The 25,008-nt window shown below is 73.3% G+C and carries 19 protein-coding genes; 9 read left to right on the top strand and 10 right to left on the bottom strand.

What is annotated here, in order from left to right; genetic code table 11:
• Nucleotides 1–22: 22 nt before the first annotated feature.
• The 3 genes from ASD33_RS26120 to ASD33_RS26110 are packed head-to-tail and all read right to left on the bottom strand — an operon-like array spanning nt 23 to nt 2,795.
• On the bottom strand, nt 23–682 hold the full coding sequence (locus ASD33_RS26120; protein ID WP_056565720.1) for a TrmH family RNA methyltransferase: 660 nt from the start codon (nt 680–682) through the stop codon (nt 23–25).
• 14 nt (nt 683–696) lie between these two features.
• Nucleotides 697–2,010: an HTTM domain-containing protein gene (locus tag ASD33_RS26115; protein WP_056565330.1), complete on the bottom strand. Its 1,314-nt coding sequence runs from the start codon at nt 2,008–2,010 to the stop codon at nt 697–699.
• Nucleotides 2,007–2,795 (bottom strand): DUF5819 family protein, encoded by a 789-nt coding sequence (locus tag ASD33_RS26110; protein WP_056565326.1) that lies wholly within the window; start codon nt 2,793–2,795, stop codon nt 2,007–2,009. The genes ASD33_RS26115 and ASD33_RS26110 overlap by 4 nt, the downstream gene beginning before the upstream one ends.
• 112 nt (nt 2,796–2,907) lie before the next feature.
• On the opposite strand from ASD33_RS26110, the gene paaA reads away from it, so the two are divergent.
• The 6 genes from paaA (at nt 2,908) to ASD33_RS26080 (ending at nt 7,829) form a co-directional block, all read left to right on the top strand.
• A complete protein-coding gene (paaA, locus tag ASD33_RS26105) occupies nt 2,908–3,930 on the top strand; it encodes a 1,2-phenylacetyl-CoA epoxidase subunit PaaA (protein WP_242427269.1) in 1,023 nt (340 codons plus the stop codon).
• Nucleotides 3,927–4,214 (top strand): 1,2-phenylacetyl-CoA epoxidase subunit PaaB, encoded by a 288-nt coding sequence (gene paaB / locus ASD33_RS26100; protein WP_024760355.1) that lies wholly within the window; start codon nt 3,927–3,929, stop codon nt 4,212–4,214. Before paaA ends, paaB begins: the two co-directional genes overlap by 4 nt.
• Entirely contained in the window at nt 4,211–5,005 is a 795-nt protein-coding gene (gene paaC, locus ASD33_RS26095) for a 1,2-phenylacetyl-CoA epoxidase subunit PaaC (RefSeq protein WP_079045026.1), read from the top strand. The genes paaB and paaC overlap by 4 nt, the downstream gene beginning before the upstream one ends.
• Nucleotides 4,999–5,496 carry a 1,2-phenylacetyl-CoA epoxidase subunit PaaD gene (gene paaD / locus ASD33_RS26090; RefSeq protein WP_056565317.1) on the top strand — a complete coding sequence of 166 codons (498 nt, stop codon included), beginning with the start codon at nt 4,999–5,001 and terminating at the stop codon, nt 5,494–5,496. Before paaC ends, paaD begins: the two co-directional genes overlap by 7 nt.
• The gene (locus ASD33_RS26085) at nt 5,497–6,600 is read left to right on the top strand and encodes a 2Fe-2S iron-sulfur cluster-binding protein (RefSeq protein WP_056565315.1); all 1,104 of its coding nucleotides are present in this window, start codon (nt 5,497–5,499) and stop codon (nt 6,598–6,600) included.
• A gap of 98 nt (nt 6,601–6,698) precedes the next feature.
• Nucleotides 6,699–7,829, top strand: coding sequence for an acyl-CoA dehydrogenase family protein (locus ASD33_RS26080; RefSeq protein WP_056565311.1), 1,131 nt, complete (start codon nt 6,699–6,701; stop codon nt 7,827–7,829).
• Between the two features lie 78 nt (nt 7,830–7,907).
• Here ASD33_RS26080 and ASD33_RS26075 read toward each other — a convergent pair whose 3' ends face one another.
• The 4 genes from ASD33_RS26075 to ASD33_RS26060 all read right to left on the bottom strand — a co-directional run bounded on the left by ASD33_RS26075 (nt 7,908) and on the right by ASD33_RS26060 (nt 12,199).
• Nucleotides 7,908–8,252: a rhodanese-like domain-containing protein gene (locus ASD33_RS26075; RefSeq protein WP_056565308.1), complete on the bottom strand. Its 345-nt coding sequence runs from the start codon at nt 8,250–8,252 to the stop codon at nt 7,908–7,910.
• 56 nt (nt 8,253–8,308) lie between these two features.
• Complete coding sequence (locus tag ASD33_RS26070) at nt 8,309–9,130, bottom strand: hypothetical protein (protein WP_242427281.1); 822 nt, start codon at nt 9,128–9,130, stop codon at nt 8,309–8,311.
• Nucleotides 9,131–9,412: 282 nt separating this feature from the next.
• The gene (locus tag ASD33_RS26065) at nt 9,413–10,972 is read right to left on the bottom strand and encodes a DUF2252 domain-containing protein (RefSeq protein WP_063992035.1); all 1,560 of its coding nucleotides are present in this window, start codon (nt 10,970–10,972) and stop codon (nt 9,413–9,415) included.
• Nucleotides 10,973–11,098: 126 nt separating this feature from the next.
• Nucleotides 11,099–12,199, bottom strand: a complete 1,101-nt coding sequence (locus tag ASD33_RS26060) for a hypothetical protein (RefSeq protein WP_107103838.1) — start codon at nt 12,197–12,199, stop codon at nt 11,099–11,101.
• A 92-nt stretch (nt 12,200–12,291) separates the two neighbouring features.
• Here ASD33_RS26060 and ASD33_RS26055 point away from each other — a divergent pair, with 92 nt between their 5' ends.
• A complete protein-coding gene (locus ASD33_RS26055; protein ID WP_347232314.1) occupies nt 12,292–12,825 on the top strand; it encodes a MarR family winged helix-turn-helix transcriptional regulator in 534 nt (177 codons plus the stop codon).
• A gap of 30 nt (nt 12,826–12,855) precedes the next feature.
• Here ASD33_RS26055 and ASD33_RS26050 read toward each other — a convergent pair whose 3' ends face one another.
• Together ASD33_RS26050 and ASD33_RS26045 are read right to left on the bottom strand one after the other, a co-directional pair.
• Complete coding sequence (locus ASD33_RS26050; protein ID WP_056565300.1) at nt 12,856–13,515, bottom strand: response regulator transcription factor; 660 nt, start codon at nt 13,513–13,515, stop codon at nt 12,856–12,858.
• Nucleotides 13,516–13,552: 37 nt separating this feature from the next.
• Entirely contained in the window at nt 13,553–15,307 is a 1,755-nt protein-coding gene (locus ASD33_RS26045) for a histidine kinase (protein WP_056565712.1), read from the bottom strand.
• 533 nt (nt 15,308–15,840) lie between these two features.
• On the opposite strand from ASD33_RS26045, the gene ASD33_RS26040 reads away from it, so the two are divergent.
• Nucleotides 15,841–19,149 (top strand): right-handed parallel beta-helix repeat-containing protein, encoded by a 3,309-nt coding sequence (locus ASD33_RS26040; protein ID WP_056565297.1) that lies wholly within the window; start codon nt 15,841–15,843, stop codon nt 19,147–19,149.
• 83 nt (nt 19,150–19,232) lie between these two features.
• The gene (locus ASD33_RS26035; RefSeq protein ID WP_056565293.1) at nt 19,233–20,453 is read left to right on the top strand and encodes a S8 family serine peptidase; all 1,221 of its coding nucleotides are present in this window, start codon (nt 19,233–19,235) and stop codon (nt 20,451–20,453) included.
• Between the two features lie 215 nt (nt 20,454–20,668).
• Here ASD33_RS26035 and eccCa read toward each other — a convergent pair whose 3' ends face one another.
• A complete protein-coding gene (gene eccCa / locus ASD33_RS26030) occupies nt 20,669–24,835 on the bottom strand; it encodes a type VII secretion protein EccCa (protein ID WP_056565290.1) in 4,167 nt (1,388 codons plus the stop codon).
• Nucleotides 24,836–25,008: the final 173 nt, after the last annotated feature.

Here is a 25,008-nt window from a genome sequence, read left to right as displayed (position 1 = left end):
GGCCTGATCCAAAAGACAGGCCCTACGGCGCCTCGATCTCCGCGTACCGCTGCACCCACGCGTGCATGGCGATGGCGGCGGCGGCCCCCGCGTTGATCGAACGGGTCGAACCGAACTGGGCGATCGAGCAGACCATCTCCACGTGGGCGCGGGCCTCCTCGGTGAGCCCCGGGCCCTCCTGCCCGAACAGCAGCACACAGCGGCGGGGCAGCACGGTCCGCTCCAGCGGCACCGCGCCCGGCAGGTTGTCGATGCCGATCACGGGCAGCCCCTCGGCCGCCGCCCACGAGGTCAGCGACTCGGTGTCGGGGTGGTGCCGGACGTGCTGGTAGCGGTCGGTGACCATGGCGCCGCGCCGGTTCCAGCGCCGGCGGCCCACGATGTGGACCTCCTTCGCCAGGAAGGCGTTCGCGGTCCGCACCACCGAACCGATGTTGAAGTCGTGGCCCCAGTTCTCCACGGCCACGTGGAAGTCGTGCCGCCGCGTGTCGAGGTCGGCGACGACCGCCTCCCGCGTCCAGTACCGGTAGCGGTCGACGACATTGCGCCGGTCGCCGCCGGACAGCAGCTCGGGGTCGTACCGCTCGTCCTCGGGCCACGGCTCCGGGTGCGGTCCGACGCCGATCTCCGGGCCGAAACCCTCGTCGTACTGGACCGGCTCGGTCGCCTCGGCCGCTGACATCTCCTCGGTGGTGCTCACCCGACGAGGGTACGGGGACCGTGCTCCTCACCCGTACGGCGCTGCTCGGGCAGCGCCTCGGTGCCCGTCCGCCGCCGCAGCAGCCGGTCCCGTCCCCGTACCGCCCGGACGCCGAGCGCCACCAGGAACGGCGTCGGCAGGAACACTGCGTCGGCGGAGATCATCGCGAGCGAGAAGACCGGCAGCCCGAGGAGGACCGCGATCCCCGTGTGCTCCAGCATCATCGCGACGAGCAGGACGTTCTTGACCTTGCGGTGGAAGAGCGTGAACGGGAAGGCGACCTGCACGATCACCGTGCCGTAGGTCAGCAGCATCACCATGATCCCGCTGGTCCCGAGCAGCCCGGACAGCTCCGGCCAGGGCGTGAAGTAGTCGAGGTGGAGCGGGTAGAACAGCGCCGTGCCGTCCTGCCAGCGCGAGCCCTGGATCTTGTACCAGCCGGCCGTGGCGTAGATCAGACAGACCTCCGCCATGATCACGACGAGGGCCGCGTTGTGGGCGAGGTGGGCGAGGGCGTCGAGCAGCGTACGAGGCTCCCCCGGCGCGTACCGGCAGACCAGCCACCACAGGCCGTTCCCCAGCCACAGCACCCACAGCAGCACCGGCAGCCACCACTCGCCGCTGACCTCGCTGAACCAGGTCGTGGCGAGGAGGAAGCCGCCGAGCACGACCCACAGGAGCGGGCCGACGCGGTCCGGCCGCGGCGGCTCCCCGGCCCGCGCGGCGCGGGCCTCACGGGCCGCCCGCCGGGCGTCGAGGGACCACACCTGCGCGCAGCGCGTGAACACCAGATAGATCGCGGCGAGGTGGAGGACGTTGTCGCCGCCGTCGCTCACGAAGACGGAGCGGTTCAGCAGCGAGAGCACCCCGGCCATGAACACCACGGAGACCGCCCGGGTGCGCCAGCCCACCAGGAGCAGCACGGCGGAGAGCACCGCCAGCGCGTAGACGCACTCGAACCAGAGCCGGCCGTCCGACCACATGAGGACGGTGAAGGCCCGGTTGTCGGCGATCAGCCGGTGGGCCATCTCCCAGGACCAGGGGCCGTCGGGGCCGTACAGCTCGTGGCGGTGGGGCAGCTCCCGGAGCAGGAAGACCAGCCAGGTCAGCGAGAAGCCGATCCGGACGATCGCGCTCTGGTACGGGCCGAGGGAGCGGCCCGTGACGGCCTGGACGGCACGGGCGAGCCGACGGTCGAAGGGCTCCCTGGGCCCTTTCCCGTGCGTACGCGCGCGCGTGGCGGCAGCGGTGGGGGTGGGGCCGGGGGCGGCAGTCGGGTCGGGGGTGGGGGTGGGGGTGGGGGTGCTCATCGGCCCGCCTCCGTACGGCTCCGGTCGGCTGCGGCGGGACGGTCCTCGTCGGACACCGGCCACCAGGGGAAGTCCCGGTAGGAGGGGGCGGTGTCGGTCTTCTCGGTGCTCCACGCGGGCGCGGGGACGGGCCGGGTGACGGCGCGGAGCTGGACGCGCAGCACCTCGCCGTCGAGTACCCGTCCGTCGGCGCCCCGGAGGGCGGGGAGGGCGTCGATGCGGAGCATCGCGATCCGGCGCATGTACTGCTCCGAGAGCTCGCCGCGGAGCCCGTTGGGGCGGTTGTCGTCGGAGTGGGTGCTCAGATAGAAGTCCACGGCCCTGCGCAGTTCGTTCTGCTGGGTGTGGCTGGGCATCGGGTTGTGGCGGATCGCCTCGGCGTCCTGGGCGGTGAGGTCGGTCCAGCGGGTGGAGCGGCGGCCTCCGTCGGCGCCGGCGACCTCGGCGCGGACCTCGACGGAGACGTTCTGCTGGAGCGGGTTGGGCGCGAAGAGCTTCCAGTTCTGCTCGAACTCGGGATAGATCCAGTCGTCGACGGCCTGGCCGTGCCGTTTGGTCAGTGTGTTGGACGGCGCGACGTGCAGGAACACCATCGCGAGGTGGACGCAGGCGAAGACTCCGGCGACGGCGAGCGCCACCGCCAGGACGACCTGGTAGGGCAGCGACAGGGCCATGATTCCGCTGGTCGCGCGGTCCGCCGGGGGCTCCGGGTCCTGGCCGGTGGTGGGGGGTGCCGGACGGTCGTCGTCCACTCCGGCCGCGTCCTTCTCGACGTACGCGTCCATCCCGCCCCGATCCCGATCGGCCCACCTCGGTTATCCACAGGGTTGACACCATACGGGCCGTCGACTCACCATTGAAGTCATTCAACCGAACGATCGGTCGGTAGGGGGTCCGATGACCGCAGTGACGGCAGGGACGGCAGAGACCACGGGCGTGCCCGGCGTGTCGGACGCGGCCGTGGCGGCGGAGCAGGCCGCCCACGAGGCCGTGTTCGACGCAGCCGTGTCCGCCGACGAGCGGATCGAGCCGCGCGACTGGATGCCCGAGGCGTACCGCGCCTCGCTCGTCCGGCAGATCGCGCAGCACGCCCACTCCGAGATCATCGGCATGCAGCCGGAGGCGAACTGGATCACCCGCGCGCCCTCGCTGCGGCGCAAGGCGATCCTCATGGCCAAGGTGCAGGACGAGGCCGGCCACGGCCTGTACCTGTACAGCGCGGCGGAGACCCTCGGCACCAGCCGCGACGAGCTCCTCGACAAGCTCCACGCGGGCCGCCAGAAGTACTCCTCGATCTTCAACTACCCCACGCTGACCTGGGCCGACGTCGGCGCGATCGGCTGGCTGGTGGACGGCGCCGCGATCACCAACCAGGTCCCGCTGTGCCGCTGCTCCTACGGGCCGTACGCCCGCGCGATGGTCCGCGTCTGCAAGGAGGAGTCCTTCCACCAGCGCCAGGGGTACGAGGCGCTGCTCGCCCTCTCCCGCGGCACCGAGGCCCAGCACGCCATGGCGCAGGACGCCGTGGACCGCTGGTGGTGGCCCTCGCTGATGATGTTCGGTCCGCCCGACGACGAGTCCACCCACACGGCCCAGGCGATGGCGTGGAAGATCAAGCGCCACACCAACGACGAGCTGCGGCAGCGCTTCGTCGACATCGCCGTGCCCCAGGCCGAGGCACTCGGACTCACCCTCCCCGACCCCGACCTCCGGTGGAACGAGGAGCGCGGGCACTACGACTTCGGGCCGATCGACTGGACCGAGTTCTGGGACGTGCTCAAGGGCAACGGCCCGTGCAACGACCAGCGACTCAGCAGACGGCGCCAGGCCCACGAGGACGGCGCCTGGGTCAGGGAAGCCGCCGCAGCCCACGCGGAGAAGCACAAGAACACCGGCAAGCACGGGGAGGCACAGGGATGACGAGCGACGGTTGGCCGCTGTGGGAGGTGTTCGTGCGCTCCCGCCGCGGGCTGTCCCACACCCACGCGGGCAGTCTCCACGCACCCGACGCGGAGATGGCCCTGCGCAACGCCCGCGACCTGTACACCCGCAGGAGCGAGGGCGTGTCGATCTGGGTCGTCCCCTCCACGGAGATCACCGCCTCCTCGCCGGACGAGAAGGACCCGTTCTTCGAGCCGTCGGCGGACAAGCCCTACCGCCACCCGACGTTCTACGAGATCCCGGAGGGGGTGAAGCACCTGTGAGCACCACGGACACCCACGAGAACACCACCACCGGGACCGCCGGGGTCACGCCCGCCACCGCCGGGACCGCCTCCGCCGAGGCGGCGCTCGCGGGCGCCGCGCTCGCCCTCGGTGACGACGCCCTCGTCCTCTCCCACCGCCTGGGGGAGTGGGCCGGCTCCGCCCCCGTCCTGGAGGAGGAGGTCGCCCTCGCCAACATCGCGCTCGACCTCCTCGGCCAGGCCCGCGTCCTGCTCTCCCTCGTCGGCGACGAGGACGAACTGGCCTACCTGCGCGAGGAGCGTTCCTTCCGGAACGCCCAGCTCGTCGAGCAGCCCAACGGCGACTTCGCCCACACCATCGCCCGGCAGCTCTACTTCTCCACCTACCAGCGCCTCCTCTACGCCCGGCTCGCGACCGGCGAAGGCCCCTTCGCCGGCCTCGCGGCCAAGGCCGTCAAGGAGGTCGCCTACCACCAGGACCACGCCGAACACTGGACCCTCCGCCTCGGCGACGGCACCGCCGAGAGCCATGAGCGGATGCAGCGGGCGTGCGACGCCCTGTGGCGGTACACCGGCGAGCTGTTCCAGCCCGTCGACGGCCTCGACGTGGACCACGCGGCCATGGAGGCCGCCTGGCTGGCCTCGGTCACCGACGTCCTCGGCAGGGCCACCCTCACCGTCCCCTCCGGGCCGCGCACCGGCGCCTGGGCCGCGGGCGCCGGCCGGCAGGGCCTGCACACCGAGTCCTTCGGCCGGATGATCGCCGAGATGCAGCACCTGCACCGCAGCCACCCGGGGGCGACATGGTGACCATGACCGCCCTGGAGGAGGAGCTGAGCCGGATCGCCGGCGCCGTCCTCGACCCCGAGCTGCCCGTCCTCACCCTGGCCGAGCTGGGCGTGCTCCGCGGAGTCCAGGTCACCGGCCCCGGCCGGGTCGAGGTCTCCCTCACCCCCACGTACACGGGCTGCCCCGCCGTCGAGGCCATGTCCTCCGACATCGAGCGGGCACTCCACGCGCACGGCGTCCCCGACGTCTCCGTCGTCACCGTCCTCGCACCCGCCTGGTCCACCGACGACATCAGCGAGGAAGGACGGCGCAAGCTCGCCGAGTTCGGCGTCGCACCGCCGCGCCCCCAGGGCCCGGCCGGCGGCCCCGTGCCACTGACCCTGGCGATCCGCTGCCCCCACTGCGGCTCCACCGACACCGAACTCCTCAGCCGCTTCTCCTCGACCGCGTGCAAGGCACTGCGCCGCTGCACCGCCTGCCGCGAACCGTTCGACCACTTCAAGGAGCTGTAGATGGAGTCCTCAGGCGTGGGCGGCCCCGCCGCCGAACGGGCCGGGTTCCATCCCCTCACCGTGAGCGAGGTCGAGCGGCTCACCGACGACTCCGTGGCCGTCACCTTCGCGGTCCCGCCCGAACTCCACGAGACGTACCGGCACCACCCCGGCCAGCACCTCGCCCTACGGCGTACGGGCGAGCAGGGCGAGGAGATCCGCCGCACGTACTCGATCTGCGCCCCCGCCTCCCCGGCCGGCGAGGCCCCCGTCCTGCGCGTCGGCATCCGGCTCGTCGACGGCGGCTCGTTCTCGACGTACGCCCTGAAGGAACTCGCCGTCGGCGACCTCGTCGAGGTCATGGAGCCCCGAGGCCGCTTCTCCCTCACCCCGCGCCCCGGCCACTTCGCGGCCGTCGTCGGCGGCAGCGGCATCACCCCGGTCCTGTCGATCGCGGCCACCCTGCTCGCCCGCGAGCCCGAGGCCCGGTTCTGCCTGATCCGGAGCGACCGCACCGCCGCGTCCACGATGTTCCTCGACGAGGTCGCCGACCTGAAGGACCGCTACCCCGACCGCTTCCAGCTGGTCACCGTCCTCTCCCGGGAGGAGCAGCAGGCCGGGCTGCCGTCCGGGCGGCTCGACCGCGAGCGGCTCACCGCACTGCTGCCCGCGCTGCTGCCGGTCGGGACGATCGACGGCTGGTTCCTCTGCGGGCCCTTCGGCCTCGTCCAGGGCGCCGAGCAGGCTCTGCGCGGCCTCGGGGTCGACCGCGGCCGCGTCCACCAGGAGATCTTCCACGTCGACGACGGCTCCGCGCCCGCCCCGGTCCCGACCGCCGACACCCCCGCGCACGCCAGCCTGACCGCGACCCTGCACGGCCGCTCCGGCAGCTGGCCGGTGGAGCGGGGCGAGACGCTCCTCGACACGGTGCTCCGCGCCCGCGCGGACGCGCCGTACGCCTGCAAGGGCGGGGTGTGCGGCACCTGCCGCGCGTTCCTCGTCGGCGGAGAGGTCCGGATGGACCGCAACTTCGCGCTCGAACCGGAGGAGACGGAGGCCGGATACGTCCTGGCCTGTCAGTCCCACCCGGTGACCCCGGACGTGGAGCTGGACTTCGACCGCTGACGAAGACCGGGCGGCACCGCCCATTCCCTTCCACTAGAACCTGTTCTATGTTGACGGACCGTCAGCAGAAGCAGGGGCAGCAACGGGAGGGCAGGGCAGTGGACTTCACCTTCACCGAAGAGCAGCAGGCGGCCGTCGAAGCGGCCAAGGCGGTCTTCTCGGGCGTCGCGCCCGACGCGGTGCCGAGCCCCGCCCTCACCCCGGGGGCGGTGTCCGAGGACCTCGACCGACCGCTCTGGTCCCGGCTCGCAGCGGCCGACCTGCTGACCCTCACGGTCTCCCCGGAGCACGGCGGCGCCGGACTCGACCCCGTCGCCCTCTGCCTCGTCCTGCGCGAATCCGCCCGCGTCCTCGCCCGCGTCCCCCTCCTGGAGACCAGCGCCGTCGCGACGACCGTCGACCGGTACGCCTCCCCCGGGACCGCCGCCCGGCTCCTCCCGCGCGTCGGCCGCGGCGAGCTCGTCCTCACCGCCGCCTCCCAGGGGCGCACCGGCCACGACCCCGCCGAGCTGGCCGTCACCGCCCACCGCGACGACGCCGGCTGGACCCTCGACGGCGTACAGACCGCCGTCCCCTGGGCGCACGGCGCCGACCTCATCGCCGTACCCGCGCACACCGCCGACGGCGGCACCGTGCTCGCCCTGGTCCCCCGTACGCACGAAGGCCTGGGCCTGACCGCGCAGTACTCCACCAACGGCGAACTCCTCGCCGAGCTGCACCTCGACTCCGTGCACCTCGACGCCGACGTCATCGACGCCGAGGGCGCCTGGGAGCGGCTGCGCGGACTCCTCACCACCGGCACCTGCGCGCTCGCCCTCGGCCTCGGCGAGGCGGTTCTCGCCATGACCAGCGAGTACACGGGGAAACGCGAGCAGTTCGGCCACCCCGTGGCCACCTTCCAGGCCGTCGCCGTGCAGACCGCCGACCGCTACATCGACCTGCGCGCCATGGAGGCCACCCTCTGGCAGGCCGCCTGGCGTCTCTCCAGCGAAGCCGAAGCGCCGCTGCCGGCCGACGGCGACATCGCCGTCGCGAAGATCTGGGCCTCGGAAGGGGTACGCCGCGTGGTGCAGACCGCACAGCACCTGCACGGCGGCTTCGGGGCGGACACCGACTACCCGCTGCACCGCTACCACGCCTGGGCCAAACACCTGGAACTGTCGCTGGGCCCCGCCGCCGCCCACGAGGAGGCCCTCGGCGACCTCCTGGCCGCCCACCTCCTCGGCTGAAACCGGCGAAATGCCGGAAGCCCCGGGGGCCGGGCCCCGGGGCTTCCGATCCGCCGAGCCCCCGGGGGCTCGGAACGCTCAGAGGACGAAGGCGGGGCTGCCGTTCTCCGTCACCATCGGACGCCCGGCACCGTCCCAGGCGAGCATGCCGCCCTCGATGTTCACCGCGTCGAAGCCCTGCTGCACCAGATACTGCGTGACCTGCGCCGACCGGCCGCCGACCCGGCACATCACATGGGCGCGGCCGCGCTCGGCGACTACCTCGGTCACCTCACCGAAGCGGGCGACGAAGTCGCTCATCGGCACGTGCAGCGCACCCTCGACGTGCCCGGCGGCCCACTCGTCGTCCTCCCTGACGTCCAGCACCAGGGCATCGGCCGGCACGGAAGCCGCGTCCACCGAGGGCAGCGGGGAGAAATTCATGGGACCGGCCTTCTCTCGTCAGTACCGCCCGCGGGACAACGGGCGCACGGAAAAACCTACTGCACCAGCCCCGCCAGCTCGTCCTCACGCTCGGTGACCTGCGCGAGCAGCTGTTCCGCGATCTCCTCCAGGAGACGGTCCGGGTCCTCCGGCGCCATCCGCAGCATCGCGCCGATCGCGCTCTCCTCCAGCTCGCGCGCCAGCGCCGACAGCATGTCCTTGCGCTGCGCCAGCCACTCGAGGCGCGCGTACAGCTCCTCGCTCTCGCTGAGGCGCTCCTCGGCCGGCACGGGACCGGCCTCCCACTCGGCGGCCAGCTCACGGAGCAGCGCCTCGTCGCCGCGGGCGTAGGCGGCGTTGACGCGGGTGATGAACTCCTCGCGGCGCTTCCGCTCGTCCTCCTCGCGGGCGAGGTCGGGGTGCGCCTTACGGGCCAGCTCCCGGTAGAGCCTGCGGGCCTCCTCGGCGGGACGGACCCGCTTGGGCGGCTGCACCGGGCTGTCGGTGAGCATCGCGGCGGCCTCGGGGGACAGGCCGTCGGAGTCGATCCAGTCGTGGAACAGCTCGTCCACCCCGGGCATCGGCAGGACCGCGGCCCGCGCCTCCTCGGCCCGCCGCAGATCCTCGGGATCGCCACTACGTGCCGCCCGGGCCTCGGCGATCCGCGCGTCGAGCTCGTCGAGCCGCGCGTACATCGGACCGAGTTTCTGGTGGTGCAGCCGCGAGAAGTTGTCCACCTCGACGCGGAAGGTCTCGACGGCGATCTCGAACTCGATCAACGCCTGCTCGGCCACCCGCACAGCCCGCTCAAGCCGAGCCTCGGGCCGCTCGTCCCGAGGCGGCTCGGCCTCGGAACCCTCGTTCGCACCCTGGTGCACGCTCACGTCCACGCCCGCCTACGTCCTCGTTCCGGCTCGTCCCAACCAGCCTACGGTCCCACTGGGGGGCCTCCCCCCTCCCCTCCCCTCCCCTCCCCTCCCCCTCCCTCCCCTCCCCCCCTTGTGGGCATCAGCCCCCACGCAAGACGTGACGTGGGCACCGGTCCCGTCACCGCCGCGGGCCCTGGGCGCGCCACGGCAGCAGGCCCCTCATCACCGCCGCGACTCCCCGACGCACCGCGCGATCCGTCGTGGGCCGCGGCCTCCCGCCGCCGGGTTCGTTCAGACGCCCTGTTCCGCTGCTATGCGGCCTGCTCGGACGGCGGTGAGCAGGTCGGCGTGGTCGGCTGTGGTGCGGTCGGCGTACGAGACGGCGAAGGTGGCCACGGCCTCGTCGAATTCCTCGTTCTTGCCGCAGTAGCCGGCTATCAGGCGCGGGTCGGCGCTGTGGGCGTGGGCGCGGGCGAGCAGTGCGCCGGTCATGCGGCCGTAGTCGTCGACCTCGTCGGTGGTGAGTGTCGCCGGGTCGACGCTGCCCTTGCGGTTGCGGAACTGGCGCACCTGGAAGGGGCGCCCCTCGACCGTGGTCCAGCCGAGCAGGATGTCGCTGACGACCTGCATCCGCTTCTGCCCGAGCACCACCCGTCGTCCTTCGTGGCCGGGCTCGGGCACGGTGAAGCCCGCGGTCGGCAGGTGGGGCAGCAGGGCGGACGGTCTGGCTTCCTTCACCTGGAGCACCAGCGGCTCGCCCCGGTGGTCCAGGAGCAGCACGACGTAGGAGCGGGTACCGACGCTGCCGGTGCCGACGACCCGGAAGGCCACGTCGTGGACGGCGTATCGCGCGAGGAGCGGCAGACGGTCCTCCGAGACGGTCTTCAGGTACTCGCCGAGGGAGACGGCGACGGCCGCCGCCTCCGCGTCGGGGACCCTGCGCAGCACCGGGGGAGCGTCCACGAATCTGCGGCCGCCGCCCTCGATGTCGGTCACCGCTTCGGTGGAGCGGGCGGCGAACCGTGCGCTGGTGTTGTTGCGGGCCTTGGCGGAGACCCGTTCCAGGGTGCCGATGAGGTCACGCGCGTCGGTGTGCGAGACGAGTTCCTCGTCGGGTATCGCGTTCCACGCGTCGAGCGCGGGGAGCCGGGCGAGCAGGCGCATGGTGCGCCGGTAGGCGCCGACGGTGTCGAACGCCGCGGCCCGGCACACCTCCTCGCTCGCGCCGACCTCCCGGCCCGCGAGGACCAGGGAGGCGGCGAGCCGCTTGAGGTCCCATTCCCAGGGGCCGACGATCGTCTCGTCGAAGTCGTTGAGGTCCATGACGAGCCGGCCGCGGGCGTCGCCGTAGAGGCCGAAGTTGGCCGCGTGGGCGTCGCCGCACAGTTGGGCCGGGATCCCGGTGACGGGGGTGCCGGCGAGGTCCTGGGCCATCAGGCCCGCCGAACCGCGCAGGAACGCGAAGGGGCTGGCGGCCATCCGGCCGACCCTGATCGGGGCCAGCTCGGGGACCCGGCCGCGGTTCGACTCCTCGACGGCCCGCACGGCGTCCGGGCGGTCGGCGGCGAGGGCCGGGCGGCAGTGCGCGGAGCGTGGGACCCGCTCGCGCAGTTCCTTGCCCCGCGCCTTGGGAGACGCACCCGCGGCCCCGGACCCCGCGGCGGTTCCGGTGAACTCGGTCCCCGCGAGGGAACCCGCGAGGGAACCCGCGATGAGGGGTGTTCCGGCGGGGGAGGTTCCGGTGCCTACGGCAGCTCGGCGCGCGAAGCCCGGTACGTGCGGCACCCGTCCGCCGTCCGGTCCTCCGTCCGTACCGCGCTGTCCCGGCACCACGGCCTGGATCCCGTCCATGGCACGTCCTCCCCCGATGCGAATCCAACATCATCCGGCTCCGACGGTACCGCCGGACCGAAGAGGTCGTCTCCCCCTGTGGACAACCTCCGCCGGACCCTGTGGACAACTCCCGGAGGGGCGTCCTCAGACCGCTACCGCCTCCTCCATCTCCTCCTCCATCTCCTTCTCGACCTCGGCTTCGGCCTTCGCCCGCGCCGGCTCCGTCATGCCCTGGGCCTGCCCCTGCGTCTGTCCGGCCGCCTTCGCCCGCTTGGACTCCGTGAGTCCGGCGGCGACGACGAGGACCGCACCCGCGAGGAACCAGAGGGCGAGGACGAGGACGTGGCCGCCGACGGCGTGCCCGTCGAAGTACACATGGCCGCGTACACCCTCGACGAAGCCCGCGCCGTTCCAGAAGGAGTGCAGCGCACCGAAGAAGCCGGGCTGGAGTTCCGGCCGGTAGATGCCGCCGGAGCTCGTGAAGTTGAGCATCACGAAGAGCACCATCACGCCGAGCGTGGTCCAGCGGCGCAGGAAGGTGTGGAGCCCGACGCCGACCAGCAGGATGCCCGCCGCGTACAGCCAGGAGATCGCCCAGACCCCGCCGATCCCCTGGTCGACCAGGTGGAACACCGGCCCGGCGAACACCGTGCCGATCAGGCTGACGACGAGCGACATGCCGGCCGCGAGCAGGACCCTGATCCGCATGGGAAGTACGGCCCCGGCTCCGCCGATGACGGCGACCGAGGCGTACGCGCCGATGCTGAGCGCGACGAGCAGGAAGAAGACGCCCTGGCCCGTGGGGTCGCCGGAGGCGACGGGTGCGACGTCGGTGACCTCGAGCGGGGCGTCCTGCGCGGCGGCGACCTTCGTGAACACCTTCTCCACGGCCATGGCGCTGGTGTCGGAGGACGCCGAGGCCACCAGCAGTTCGGGCTTCTCCCCGGGAACGTAGGCGCCGAAGCTGTCCTGCTCGCGGAGTGCGGTGACGGCCGTGGCGCGGTCGGCGACCGTACGGACGTCCAGGGCGCCGTCGCCCTTGTCGTGGAGCGTCTGCGCGAGGACCTGGGCGGCGGGCCCCGAGCCGACGACGTCGACGCGCAGGGCGTGGGGTGCGGGGGCGTGGAAGGCGCCGAGGTAGGCGAGTCCCATGCCGACGCACATCAGCAACGGGGTGAGCAGATGCCCGAGGACATGCCGCAACGCGCCGGTGGTGTTCGGTCCTGCTGACACCGAGACCTCCATGGTTGGCTTTTACAACTAAAGAACCGTTGTACTATACAACTGAAAGCGCGTGACGGACGAACGGTGTCCGCACGACGACGAGGGAGCCCACCATGACCGGCGGCGCACAGCCACCCCGCGAGGCGTCCGTGGACGTCATCCAGCGCGAACTGACGGCCTTCGCCCGCCGCGCCCGTGCGGCGGCGGCCCGGGTCCACCCCGAGCTCCCGCTGGTCTCCTACACCCTGCTCGCCCACATCGAGGCGCAGCGCGGCTGCCGCGCCACCGATCTCGCGGCGCACTACCTGCTGGACAAGTCGACGGTCAGCCGTCAGGTCGCCGGCCTGGAGAAGCTGGGCCTGGTCGAGCGCCGGCCCGCGCCCGACGACCACCGGGTGCACGTCCTGCACCCCACCGAGGCGGGCACCGCCACCCTCGCCACGGCCCAGACGAGCCGCCTCGCGGCCTACCAGGAACGTTTGCAGGACTGGTCCGCCGAGGACCTCGCCCGCTTCGCCGCGTACCTCCTCCGCTACAACGCAGCGAGCACGATGGACGCAGCGGGCGCGGCGGGCACAGCAGGCACGGCGGGCACACAGCAGCACCCGTCCGGTCCGGGTGACGCTTCGGGCCCCGCCCCTCGCTGACCCTCCGGCGGCGCCGGGGCCCGCCCCGCCCTACAGCCCCGCGTCCCTCGCGAGCAGTGCCGCCTGGACCCTGTTGTCGCAGTCCAGCTTGGCCAGGATCCGGCTCACGTACGTCTTCACCGTGGCCTCGCTCATGTGCAGCCGTCTCCCCGCGTCCGCGTTGGAGAGGCCCTCCCCGAGCAGCGCCAGCACACCGCGCTCCTTCTCGCTGAGGCCCGCCACCCGCCCGCGGGCCGCCTCCGCGCGGGCCGCCTCCCGGCCCGAGGCGAGGCGCTCCACCACGTGTCGGGTCGCCGCCGGCGACAGGTACGCGTCCCCCGCCGCGGCCGCCCGCACCGCCCGGATCAGCTCCGCCGGGGCCGTGTCCTTGAGCAGGAACCCCGCCCCGCCGTGCTCCAGCGCCCGCAGCACGTTCTCCCGCTCACCGAACGTCGTCAGGACGATCACCCGGGCCGCCGGGGCCGCCCGGCGCAGCTCCGGCAGCGCGGAGAGGCCGTCCAGCACCGGCATCTGGATGTCCAGCAGCACCACGTCGGCCGCGTGCGCGCGGGCGGCCTCGACCGCCTCCCGGCCGTCGGCCGCCTCGCCGACGACCGCGATCTCCTCGTCCGAGTTGAGGATCATCCTGATCCCCGCCCTGATCAGAGGCTCGTCGTCGGCGATCACGACCCTGATGGGCTGCCCTGCCACAGCTGTTCCCCCACGCTCCGGTACGAGCCTGCGGGCGCTACCGCGCCTCGATCTCGTACGCCTTCTTCTCGATCAGCTTGCCGTCCTTGAAGCAGAACCGGTAGACGGGCTCCTTGTCCACGTCCTCGCTGAACTCCGTGGACATCAGCACCAGGCACTCCGCCCCCGCCGGCTGCGCGGGTCCCTTGCCCGCGAGGCCCGCCGTCGCGATGGTGTCACCCGAGGGAAGCAGCTCGCGCGCGTCCTTCTCCGCCATCCCGACGTCCACCGCGTCGTACTGCTCGGGCTCGATCATCCCCTTCTCCAGCGAACCCATCAGGAAGTAGAGGCCGAAGCCCGCCGCGACCACGAGCAGGACGAGCGCGGCGAACGCGATCCCGCACCCCAACGCGACCGAACCACCCGTGCTCCTGCCCCTGCCCCCACGCACCGCCATAGCGAGCTCCCGCTCCATGAACGTCCAGTCGGTCGGTCCGACCACGACCGGACGACCATCGCCCACCAGCGGCTTCGTGGTCTGCTGCCGGAAGTCGTCGGCCGCATCGACCAAAGGCGCCGCATCGGCGACGGGCGCCGCCCCGTACGGCAGCATCCCGGCGACCCGGAACCCGCCGCCGTCCGCCGGGCCCGCGTGACACATGCCGCCCACGAGACGGGCCCGCTCGGCGAGGCCGTCCAGCCCCTGCCCACCGCTCACCACGTCCTTCGACGGACCCTCCGTGGGCTGCTCGTTGACGACCTCCACGACGAAGGTGTCGGGCTCGTAGCGCAGTTCGACGGCGATCGGGGTTCCCGGCGCGTACTTGTAGGCGTTGGTCAGGGCCTCCTGCACGATCCGGTACGCGGCGTGGTCCGCCGCCGGCGCCAACGACCGCGCCTCCCCCGACCGCCGCAGATCCACCGCCGTACCGGCCGCCCGCGCCGACCCCACGAGCCCCTCGATGCCCGCGATGCCCCGGGCCGCCCGGCCCGTCTCGTCCCCGGCCCGCCCGGGCCCCCCGGAGGCCGCCGCCGGTCCGTCCGGGGCCCCGACGCCGTCGCGGAGTATCCCGACGACCTCCCGCAGCTCGTGCATCGCCGTCACCGAAGCGTTCCGCAGGACACCCACCACCTCGCGCTGCCGCTCGCTCAGCTCCCGGTCCACCTCGAGGGCTCCCGTGTGCACGGCTATCAGGGCCAGTTGGTGGCCGAGGCTGTCGTGCATGTCCTGGGCGATGCGCTGCCGCTCCCGCAGCCGCGCCTGCCAGACCACCATGGTCCGCTCCCGCAACAGCTGCGCGTTGCGCTCCTGGAGCGCGTGCAGCAGGGTCCGCCGCTGCGTCCAGTACCGGTGCGCGAGCCCCGGGGCCAGGGTGGTGCCCAGGTAGTACAGGGTCGCCATGAACGAGACGGTGAGCACCCGCTGTGGTTCCCAGACCCCCAGGAGCGTCCCGCCGACGTTCAGGACGAAGGCGGCGATGAAGGCGGCCAGGGCCCGCCCCGCGCCCGCGATGTACCGTCCCGACGACCAGCCGACCACGAGCAGCAGCGGGCCGAGGCCGGGCAGGAAGGGCGTGAGCCCGGCGGTCAGGACGAGCACGCTCGCGGGGAGTCTGCGCCGCACCAGGGACAGCGCGGCGGAGCAGGCGGCGACGCCGGCCAGCTGCCATCCCTCGCCGCCGAGGAGATCCTCGGTTCCGGCGCCGAGCAGCGCGAGCACGGCGGCGAGCGCCAGTTCACCGGTGGTCCTGCGGCCCGACCACTGCCCCGGCACGGCGAACCAGGCCCACGCCGCGCCGACCGCACCCCTCACCCCGGCGACCCGGCCCCGACCGCCGGACCCGAGCCCACGCCCGAGCCCACGCCCAAGCCCGAGCCGCCGCCCGAGCCCACGCCCAAGCCCGAGCCGCTGCCCGAGCCCACGCCCGATCCCAACCCGCCGCCCGATCCCGATCCCGAGCCCACCACTCTCCGACTCCCGCCGGGACCTCGACCCCTGCTCCTGCTCCTGCTCCTGCTCCGACTCCGGCTCCCGCTCCCCCTCCGACTCCGCCCCCAGCTCCAGCCCCGCACCCGGCCCGGTCCTCGGCCCCGACTTCGACATAGCGTCCACGCTCGCACCCTAGGCATCCACCCCACCGCCCGGCTTCCCCCTTTCGTCGCGCCCGGCGGCGACAAAAGTCGCAGGAGAGAGGCACCCCCGGGCGACCGAAGGCGCTGGCGGGCCGTCCGTCCCGACAGGCATGATGGGCACATCAGTTCCACACGTCCCGGAGCGAGCGGACGCTGCACGGCGAACGGACGCTGCACGGCGGAACGACATCGGGGCGCCCTGGAGGTCAGAACGTGTCACGCCAGCTGCTCACCGTCGCCCAGGACGGGACGGGCGACTGCCGCACCATCGCCGAGGCCCTCCGGGTGGCCCGTACCGGAGCCGTCATCAGCGTCGCTCCCGGGCGTTACGAGGAGAGCCTGACCCTCGCGACCTCCCTGACGCTGACCACGACGGAGGGCCGGGGCACCGTGGAGCTGGCGCCCCGGCGCGGCTCGGCGCTGACCCTGGCCTGCGACTCCGCCATGGTGAACTCCCTGGTGCTGCGCGGCCACGACGACGAACTCCCGGTCGTGGACGTACCGCGCGGGCAGCTCCTGCTCGACCGGTGCGACGTGTACGGGGCTTCGTGGGCCGCGCTGTTCGCGCGGGGGTCCGGTTCGCTCGCGGTGCGGCAGTGCCGGGTCGAGAACCCCAAGGGCGCCGGTGTGGTGACCACTTCGGCGACCGAGAGCCTCCTCGAGGAGTGCGTCGTCGAGCACCTCGGCACCTCCGCCGTCGTCGCCGGCGAGCAGGGCCGGGTGTCGGTGCGGTCGGGCCGGCTCCGGGACGCGCGCGGCAACGGCGTCCTGGCCAACGGGCGCGCGGACGTGCGCGTGGAGGAGTGCGAGATCTCGGCCTCCGACAAGCCGGGGGTCGCCGCCGAGGAGGAGAGCAGCGTCACCGTGACGCGGTCGACGGTGGCGGACTCGGTGGTGGGCGTGTTCGTGAACACCACGGGCACGACCCTCCTGGAAGACGTGACCGTGCGGAACACCACCGGGCACGGCTTCGTCGTCGGTTCCGGTGCCGCGCCCACCCTGCGCCGCTGCCGTACGGACCGGACCGCGGGGCACGGGCTGCTGGTGACGGAGCGGAGCCGCGGCCTGTTCGAGGAGTGCGTGTTCGGCTCCGCCCGGGACGCGGCGATCCGCGTCACCGACTTCTCGTCCCCGGTGCTCACCGGGACCACCGTCCGCGATCCGGAGCGGATCGGGGTGCTCCTCGAGGAGAACTCCGTCGCGGAGATCGACCGCCTGGAGGTGAGCGGCAGCGGCGGCAGCGGCGTGCTGGTCCGGGCGAGCGCCAACCCGCTGCTGCGCCGCGTCACGGTGACGCGTGCGGCGGGGCACGGGGTGGAGGTCGTCGCGGACGGCCGCGGCCGTCTCGAGGAGTGCCGGGTCGAGGAGTGCGAGGGCGCGGGTCTGCACGTGTCGGGGCACGCGAACCTGTACGTCGGCCAGGGCAAGGTGCGGGCCGCGAAGGGCTCCGGTGTGGTGGTGGGCGCGCTCGGCGCGGTGACCCTGCGCGACACCGAGGTGAGCGAGTGCCCGGCCGTGGGGTTGCGGGTCGAGGAGCAGGGTGACCTGACGGCGGCCCGGTCGCGGGTGTGGGACTCGGGCGAGTACGGGGTGCTGGTCGCGGCGGGCGCGAGGGCCTCGCTCAACTCCTGCGAGGTGACCGGTTCGGGTGCCGACGGGATACGGGTGGAGGGCCCCGATCCGGTGTCGGTGATCGGCTGTGTCGTACGGGACAACAAGGGCAGCGGGCTGCGGCAGTCGGTGGCCGGGGACCGGCTCGCGGTGGAGCAGCTGACGAGCGTCGACAACGGTGCGCCGGACGCCTGGGGCAGTGTCGCCGACGCGGAGGCGGCGGGCGACGGGCGGCTTCCGGGCGGGGCGGTCGTGGCGGGCGGCGGCGAGGACGGTGAGGGCGGCGCGGTCGCCGAACTGCAGTCGCTGATCGGCCTCGACGACGTCAAGGAGCAGGTCCTGACGCTGATCAACCTGAACCGGATGGCGCAGCGCAGGGCCGGTCTGGGGATGCCGGCGCCGCCGATGAGCCGGCATCTGGTGTTCGCGGGCCCGCCCGGTACCGGCAAGACGACGGTGGCCCGGCTGTACGGGTCGATCCTCGCCTCGCTCGGGGTGCTGCGTTCGGGGCATCTGGTGGAGGTGTCGCGGGCGGATCTGGTCGCGCAGATCGTCGGCGGCACGGCGATCAAGACGACGGAGACGTTCAAGAAGGCGCTCGGCGGGGTGCTTTTCGTCGACGAGGCGTACACGCTGTTGTCCGACTCGGCTGGTTCGGGTGCGGACTTCGGCCGTGAGGCCATCGACACGCTGGTGAAGCTGATGGAGGACCACCGCGAGGACGTCGTGGTGGTGGCGGCCGGATATCCGAAGGAGATGACGGACTTCCTGGCCTCCAACCCCGGTCTGGCCTCGCGTTTCACCCGCAGTGTGGAGTTCTCCGACTACACGTCGGGGGAGCTGGTCACCATCGTGGAGCGGATGTGTTCGGCGCACCGCTACGAGCTGGACGGGGAGGCCCGTTCGGCGCTGCACACCCATTTCGAGCGGATGCCGCGCGACGCCGGGTTCGGCAACGGCCGCACCGCGCGGAAGGTGTTCGAGGAGATGGTGGACCGGCAGGCGTCCCGGCTGGCCGCGCGCGGGGACGTCGACGAGCGTGATCTGACACTGCTGACCGCCGACGACGTGGGTCTCCCGCCGGCCGCGGCGGCGTCCGACGACGACCAGGACCCGCTGCTGCGGTTGGACGCGCTGACCGGTCTGACGGCGGTCAAGCGCGAGGTGAGCGACCTCGTCAACCTGCTCGCGACGGCCCGCCGCCGGGCCGCGGCGGGTCTTCCCGCGCCGCGCATCAGCAACCACCTGGTGTTCGCCGGTCCGCCCGGCACAGGCAAGACCACGGTGGCGCGGCTGTACGGCGAACTCCTCGCGTCCCTGGGGGTGCTGCCGCGCGGCCAGCTCGTCGAGGTGGCCAGGGCGGATCTCGTCGGGCGGTACGTGGGGCACACGGCGCAGCTGACGAAGGAGGTGTTCCAGCGGGCGCTGGGCGGGGTGCTGTTCGTCGACGAGGCGTACACGCTGACGCCGGGCGGCGCGGGCGGCTCCTCCGACTTCGGGCAGGAGGCGGTGGACACGCTCCTGAAGCTGATGGAGGACCACCGCGACGAGGTGGTGGTGATCGTCGCGGGCTACACGGAGGAGATGGACCGTTTCCTCAACTCCAATCCCGGTCTGGCCTCCCGCTTCACCCGGCACGTGGAGTTCCCGAACTACTCCTCGGACGAACTGGTCACGATCGTGCGCAGACACGCCGTGGACAACGGGTACGAGTGCGCTCCCGGTACGGCGTCCGAGCTGCGGGAGCACTTCGAGGCGATCCCGCGCGGCCGCACCTTCGGCAACGCCCGTCTGGCGCGCCAGACCCTGGAGGCGATGATGACCCGGCAGGCCCGCCGGCTCAGCTCGGTCGCGGCCCCGAGCCTGGACGACCTGCGCCTGCTGCTGCCGCAGGACCTCAGGGAACCCTGAGCCGGGGTGGCCCCGCCCCGGGGCATCCAGTGACCGCAGTCCCGCCCCTTGAGGGTGGCCCGAACCGAGGACCGAGGACGTCCATGCGTCGCCGTACGAGTCTGCGCACCGGCCTGCTCCTGTGCACCGCCCTCCTCGCCGCCGGGCCGGTGCCCCTCGCGGCCGCGGCCGGCGGTGACGGTGGTGGCACCGCGCTCCCCGGCGTGCCCGAGCGGCTCGCCCCGGACCAGGCCTGTACGACGGTACGGGGCACGGTGACGGCCGCCGCCCCCTGGACGCGTGACCTGCTGGGCCTCGACCAGGTCTGGCGTCTCTCCCGGGGGCGCGGCGTGACGGTGGCGGTCGTCGGCACGGGCGTCAGCGACGACGCGGCCGTCCTGCGCGGCCGGGTCCGGGCGCTGGGCGCGGCCGGGAAGGACTGTGTGGGCCGGGGGACGTTCCAGGCCGGGCTGGCGGCCGGGGCGGCGCTGCCCGGTCAGGGTTTCTCCGGGGTGGCCCCGGAGGCCCGTGTCCTGGCCGTACGGGGTACCGGTGAGCGCGGTGAACCCGATCCCGCCCGGCTGGCCGCCGGCATTCGGGAGGCGGCTGATGCGGGGGCGGACGTCATCACGGTGACGGCGCCCCTGGACGGCTCCGACCGGCGGGTGCGCGAGGCGATGGCCGCGGCACGCGCGCGGGACGCGCTGGTGGTCGTTCCCGCGGCGGCGGACAGCGTCCCGCGGGGCACCTCGTCCGCGCCGCCGCCCGCGCCGGTGGCCCCGGCGGAGGCGCTCGCGGTGCTCGACACCGGGCCGCAGGGCACCCGCCCGGCGACCGCGCCGCCGTTCCGGCACGCCGACCTGTCCGCGCCCGGCGGCGCCCTGATGGGCCCGGGGCCGGTGGGCGACGGCAAGTGGACGGCCTCGGGGTCGTCGCTGGCGGCCGCGGTCACGGCGGGCACGGCGGCGCTGGTCAGGGCGTACCACCCCGAGTTGAACGCCGCCGAGGTGCGCGTACGGCTGCTCAAGGGCGCCTATCCGGGCGACCTGCCCGCGCTCGACCCGTACGGGGCCGTCTCGGGGGTCTCCACCGGGGCGCGCCCGGTGCGGACGGACGGGGCGGCGGGAGCTGCGGGGCGGCCTGACCCGGTCCGGCTGCCGGAGCCGGCGGAGACGGCGGGCGCCCGTTCCACGGCGTATCTGGTGGCGGGGGTGGCGGCGGGAACGATCCTGCTCGTGGCCTTCCTCGCGGTCGTCCTGCCCAAGGGCCGCGCACGCCGCTGGCAACCGGGCCGCCTGGACGCCGAGGGGCGCCCGGCCGAGTGAGACGGGGTGGCGGCCGGCCGAGTGAGACGGGGTGGCGGTTGGGTGAGACCGGCGGGCGGCCCTGTGGGACCGGAAGCCGGCGGCGTGAGACCGGCGGCTGAGTGAGACCGGCGGACCCACCGCGTGGGACCGCGGACCGGCCGCTCGGCCGCCCGAACCCCGGGCGCCCGGCCGTCGGCGGCGCGCGCGGCCCCAGGTCCGCCCCACGTCCGCCCCTACTCCTCCCCCTCTCCCTCCTCCGGAACCGGTTCCGGCAGGGCCAGGTGGACCAGGCGGGTCTTGCGGCGGACGACGCTCTGGGCGCGGCCCGGGGGCAGGATGCGGGGCTTGACGTTGTCGAGGAGGTAGCCCTCCGACGGCGGGCAGGACAGCAGCAGTGCCGAGGAGTTGACCTCGCCCATCTTGCGGACGAGGGGGTCGGCCCGGCCCGCGCCCGTGGAGGCCCGGGCGACGATCATGTGCAGGCCGATCTCGTAGCCGAGGGGCAGGTGCGGGACCAGCGGTTCGAAGGGGCCGTCGAAGGGCGAGCCGACCATCTCGTAGTCGTCGACGAGGACGAAGAGCCGGGGCCCGTTCCACCAGTCGGCGCGGCGCATCCGGGCCGGGGAGATGTCCTCCCCGGGCAGCCGGGCGGCCATGGCGCGCGCGGCGCCGTCGACGTACTCGCGGAGCGGGTCGGCGGAGACGGCGTGCCCGAGCCGGTACTCCTCCGGGATGGCCTCGATGAGTTCGCGGCGGTAGTCGGCGACGAGGAAGCTGGCCTCGTCCGGGCCGTGGGTCGCCATGATCTGCTGGGCGATGAGCTTGAGCGCGCTGGTCTTGCCGCTCTCGGTGTCGCCGACGAGGTAGAGGTGCGGGCTCTGGGAGAAGTCGTGCCAGACCGGCGCGAGTTCGGCCTCGTCGAGCCCGATCGCGATCCGCAGCGGGTGCTCGGAGGCGGGGAGTTCGGAGGAGGCCAGTTCGGTGGGCAGCATGCGCACGGCGGGGGCGGGCGGTGCGTCCCAGCTCTCGGCGACGGCTTCGACGAGGTCGGCGAGCGCCTCCGCCAGGTCCTCGGCGCGTTCCTGCCCGTCGATGCGGGGGAGGGCGGCGAGGAAGTGCATCTTGTCGGGGCTCAGGCCCCGGCCGGGGGAGACGGGGACGGTGGCGGCCTTGCGGACGTCGACGGCGGAGTCCATGGGGTCGCCCATGCGGAGTTCGAGGCGGGTGCCGATCTGGTCGCGGAGGGCGGCGGAGACCTCCACCCAGCGGGACGTGGCGATGATCAGGTGGACGCCGTAGTTGAGGCCCCGGGAGGCGATCTCGGAGAAGACGCCCATGTCGTCGAAGAAGTCGCTGCGGACGGTGGACCAGCCGTCCACCACGAGGAAGACGTCACCGAAGGGCTGGTCGGCGAACTCGCCGGCCGCCCGCCGCTTCCGGTAGGTGGTCATCGAGTCGATGCCCTGTTCCTGGAAGAACAGTTCGCGGCGGTTGAGCAGCGAGACGACCTCGGCGAAGGTACGGGCGATCCGCTCCCGGTCGAGCCGGCCCGCGACGCCGCCGACGTGCGGCAGTCCGGCGAGCGCGCCGAGCGCGCCGCCGCCGAAGTCCAGGCAGTAGAACTGCACTTCGCGGGGCGAGTGGGTGAGGGCGAGGGAGCAGATCAGGGTACGGAGCAGGGTGCTCTTGCCGCTCTGCGGGCCGCCCGCGACGGCGACGTGACCGCCGGCGGCGGAGAGGTCGACGGTGAGGAGGTCCCGTACCTGCTCGAAGGGGCGGTCCACCAGGCCGACGGGCACGCGGAGCCGTCCGCGCTCGGCGGACCCGGCCGTGGTGAGCCCGAGGTCGGGGTCCGGGGTCAGCGGCGGCAGCAGGGCGTCGAGGCTGGGCGCGGTGTCGAGCGGCGGGAGCCACACCTGGTGGGCGGGGGGACCGCTGTCGCGCAGCCGCTCCAGGGCGAGACCGAGCAGGCTCTCCTCCGCGGCGGAACCGGAACCAGCGCCGGAGCCGACGCCAGAGACAGAGCCAGAGCCCGCACCGGCACCAGCACCAGCACCAGTCCCCGAACCGCCCTCCGTCCCCCCGTCGGGACCGTCTTCCTCCAGCTCCAGCTCCGGATCCGGCGCCGCGGGCAGCGTGTGGGGCACGACCCATTCGGTGCCCCACGGGACCACCTGGCGGGCGATCTGCTCCCGCCGGGCGCCGCGCCGGGGCGCCTTGTACGCCCCCGACACATAGGCGGCGCGGAACCGGGTCAGGGCCTCGACGCCGCTCTTCAGATAGCCGCTGCCGGGCTGCGAGGGCAGGTGGTAGGCGTCGGGGACGCCGAGGACGCCCCGGCTCTCGATGGCCGAGAAGGTACGCAGGCCGATGCGGTACGAGAGGTGCCCCTCCAGGGCGTTCATCCGGCCCTCCTCCAGCCGCTGGGAGGCGAGGAGGAGATGGACGCCGAGCGAGCGGCCGAGCCGGCCGATCATGACGAACAGTTCCATGAAGTCGCGGTGCGCGGCCAGCAGTTCGCTGAACTCGTCGACGACGACGAACAGGCTGGGCAGCGGTGCGAGCGGGACGCCGGCGGCGCGGGCGCGCTCGTACTCCAGGACCGAGGCGTAGTTGCCGGCCTTGCGCAACAGCTCCTGGCGGCGGATGAGTTCGCCGTGCAGGGCGTCCTGCATGCGGCCGACGAGCGCGACCTCGTCGGCGAGGTTGGTGATGACGGCGGAGGTGTGCGGCAGCTCGTCCATGCCGAGGAAGGTCGCGCCGCCCTTGAAGTCCACGAGGACGAGGTTGAGCGTCTCGGAGGAGTGGGTGAGCGCCAGGCCGAGGACGAGGGTGCGCAGCAGCTCGCTCTTGCCGGAGCCGGTGGCGCCGATGAGCATGCCGTGCGGTCCCATGCCGCCCTGCGCGGACTCCTTGATGTCGAGCTCGACGGGGGTGCCGTCCTCGCCGACGGCGATGGGCACCCGCAGCCGGCCGCGGCCCTCGACGGGGTGCTTCCAGAGCCGGGCGGGTTCGTGCCGCCGCAGGTCGGGGATGCCGAGGAGGCTGGTCAGTTCGGTGTCGGTGACGAAGGGCTCGGAGGCGGTGACGCCGCCGCCGAGCCGGTACGGGGAGAGGCGGGCGGCCAGGGAGCGGGCGGCGGCCGGGCCGAGCGCGTCCGGGCGCCCGAGGAAGGTGGCCTGTTCGCGTCGCTCGCGGTCGGTACGGACGAGGTGCAGGCCGGCGGTGTCGAGGCGGAGCCGGAGGGTGCCGCGGGCGGCCTTCCAGGCGAGCGCCCCGCCGAGGTCGACGAGCACGGTGTTGCGGTAGCCGGCCCCGGTGACGCGGTGGCCGGCGGGCACGGTGCCGCCGTCCACCACGACGAGGGTGAAGGGCTCGTCGCGGCCCGGCGGGGTCTCCGGGTCGAAGGGCGGCCGCTGGGTGAAGTCGACGCCGAGGAGTTCTTCGAGGGACTGGAAGTCGGCGGCGGCGAGCCGGACCTGACCGGCGCCGTCGCGCTGGTAGCCGTGCTGGGCGTGGGGGAGCCATTTCAGCCATTCCCAGGCGGCTCGGCGTTCGTCGCTCACGCAGAGCGCGATGTTGAGTTCCTCGGGGGCGTGGAAGGTGACGAGCTGGGCGATGAGGGAGCGCAGCAGGGCGCGGGAGCGCTCACCGTCCGTGTCGGCCGGGCCCTCGGGGCGGTCCGGTCCCTCCGGAGCCGACCCCTGCGCCTGCCCCTCCTCCGGCCTCCGTTCCGGCCCCTCCTCGCGGATCACCACGCGCGACCACGCCCGCAGGTACAGCGCGATCGGCTGGTCGGGCACGGTGCCGTACGCGCGGATGAAGCTGCGCAGGGCGTGCGCGGCCAGCGGTTCGAGGTCCTCGACCGGCTTGGTGGAGAGGGGCGCGAGCCGGACCGCGAGTTTCTGGTCGCCGACGGCCACCCGTACCTCGGCGAAGTCCTCGTCGGAGGGCCGCCGTTCCCACTGCCGGCTGGTGCCGACCAGGGCCCACAGGGCGTCCGGGGCGGGGTGGCGCCAGGACAGGGCCTTCTGCTGGGCGCCGACCGTGACCCTGATGCGGCGGCGCATCTGTGTCAGGTAGCGCAGGTAGTCGCGCCGCTCGCCCTTGAGCTTCCGCTTGCGTTCGCCGGCGGTGCGGATCAGCTGGGCGAGGATCATCGCCACGGACGAGAACAGCATGAGTCCGATGGCGATGTAGCTGAAGGCGGTGGCCTGGCCGGGGCGCAGGAACATCATGAGCATCGCGAGCGAGGTGAGACCCATCGGCAGATAGGTCCACATCGCCGAGGTGTTGGGTTCCGCTTCCGGCAGCGTCGGCGGTTCCTGGAGCGCGAGTTCGCCCTCGGGCATGTCGGGACCGCGCCGGCGGGCGGGCCTGCGGAAGAGGACGGTGCTCACGCTGGATGTCTCCTCGGGCTGATCGCGTCCGGGGCGTCGGTTCTACGTCTCTACGTCCTCCGGCCCGCTCCGGTTCCGTTCGCAGAGCCGTGCGGCGTTCCGTTCCCGGAGTCGTACGGTCCCGTTCCCGAAGCCGTACGCTTCCGTTTCCGCAACCGTACGGTTCCGTTTCC

Source organism: Streptomyces sp. Root1304, assembly GCF_001426405.1.
Lineage (GTDB): Bacteria > Actinomycetota > Actinomycetes > Streptomycetales > Streptomycetaceae > Streptomyces.
This window is presented reverse-complemented; position numbering and strand designations above follow the sequence as displayed.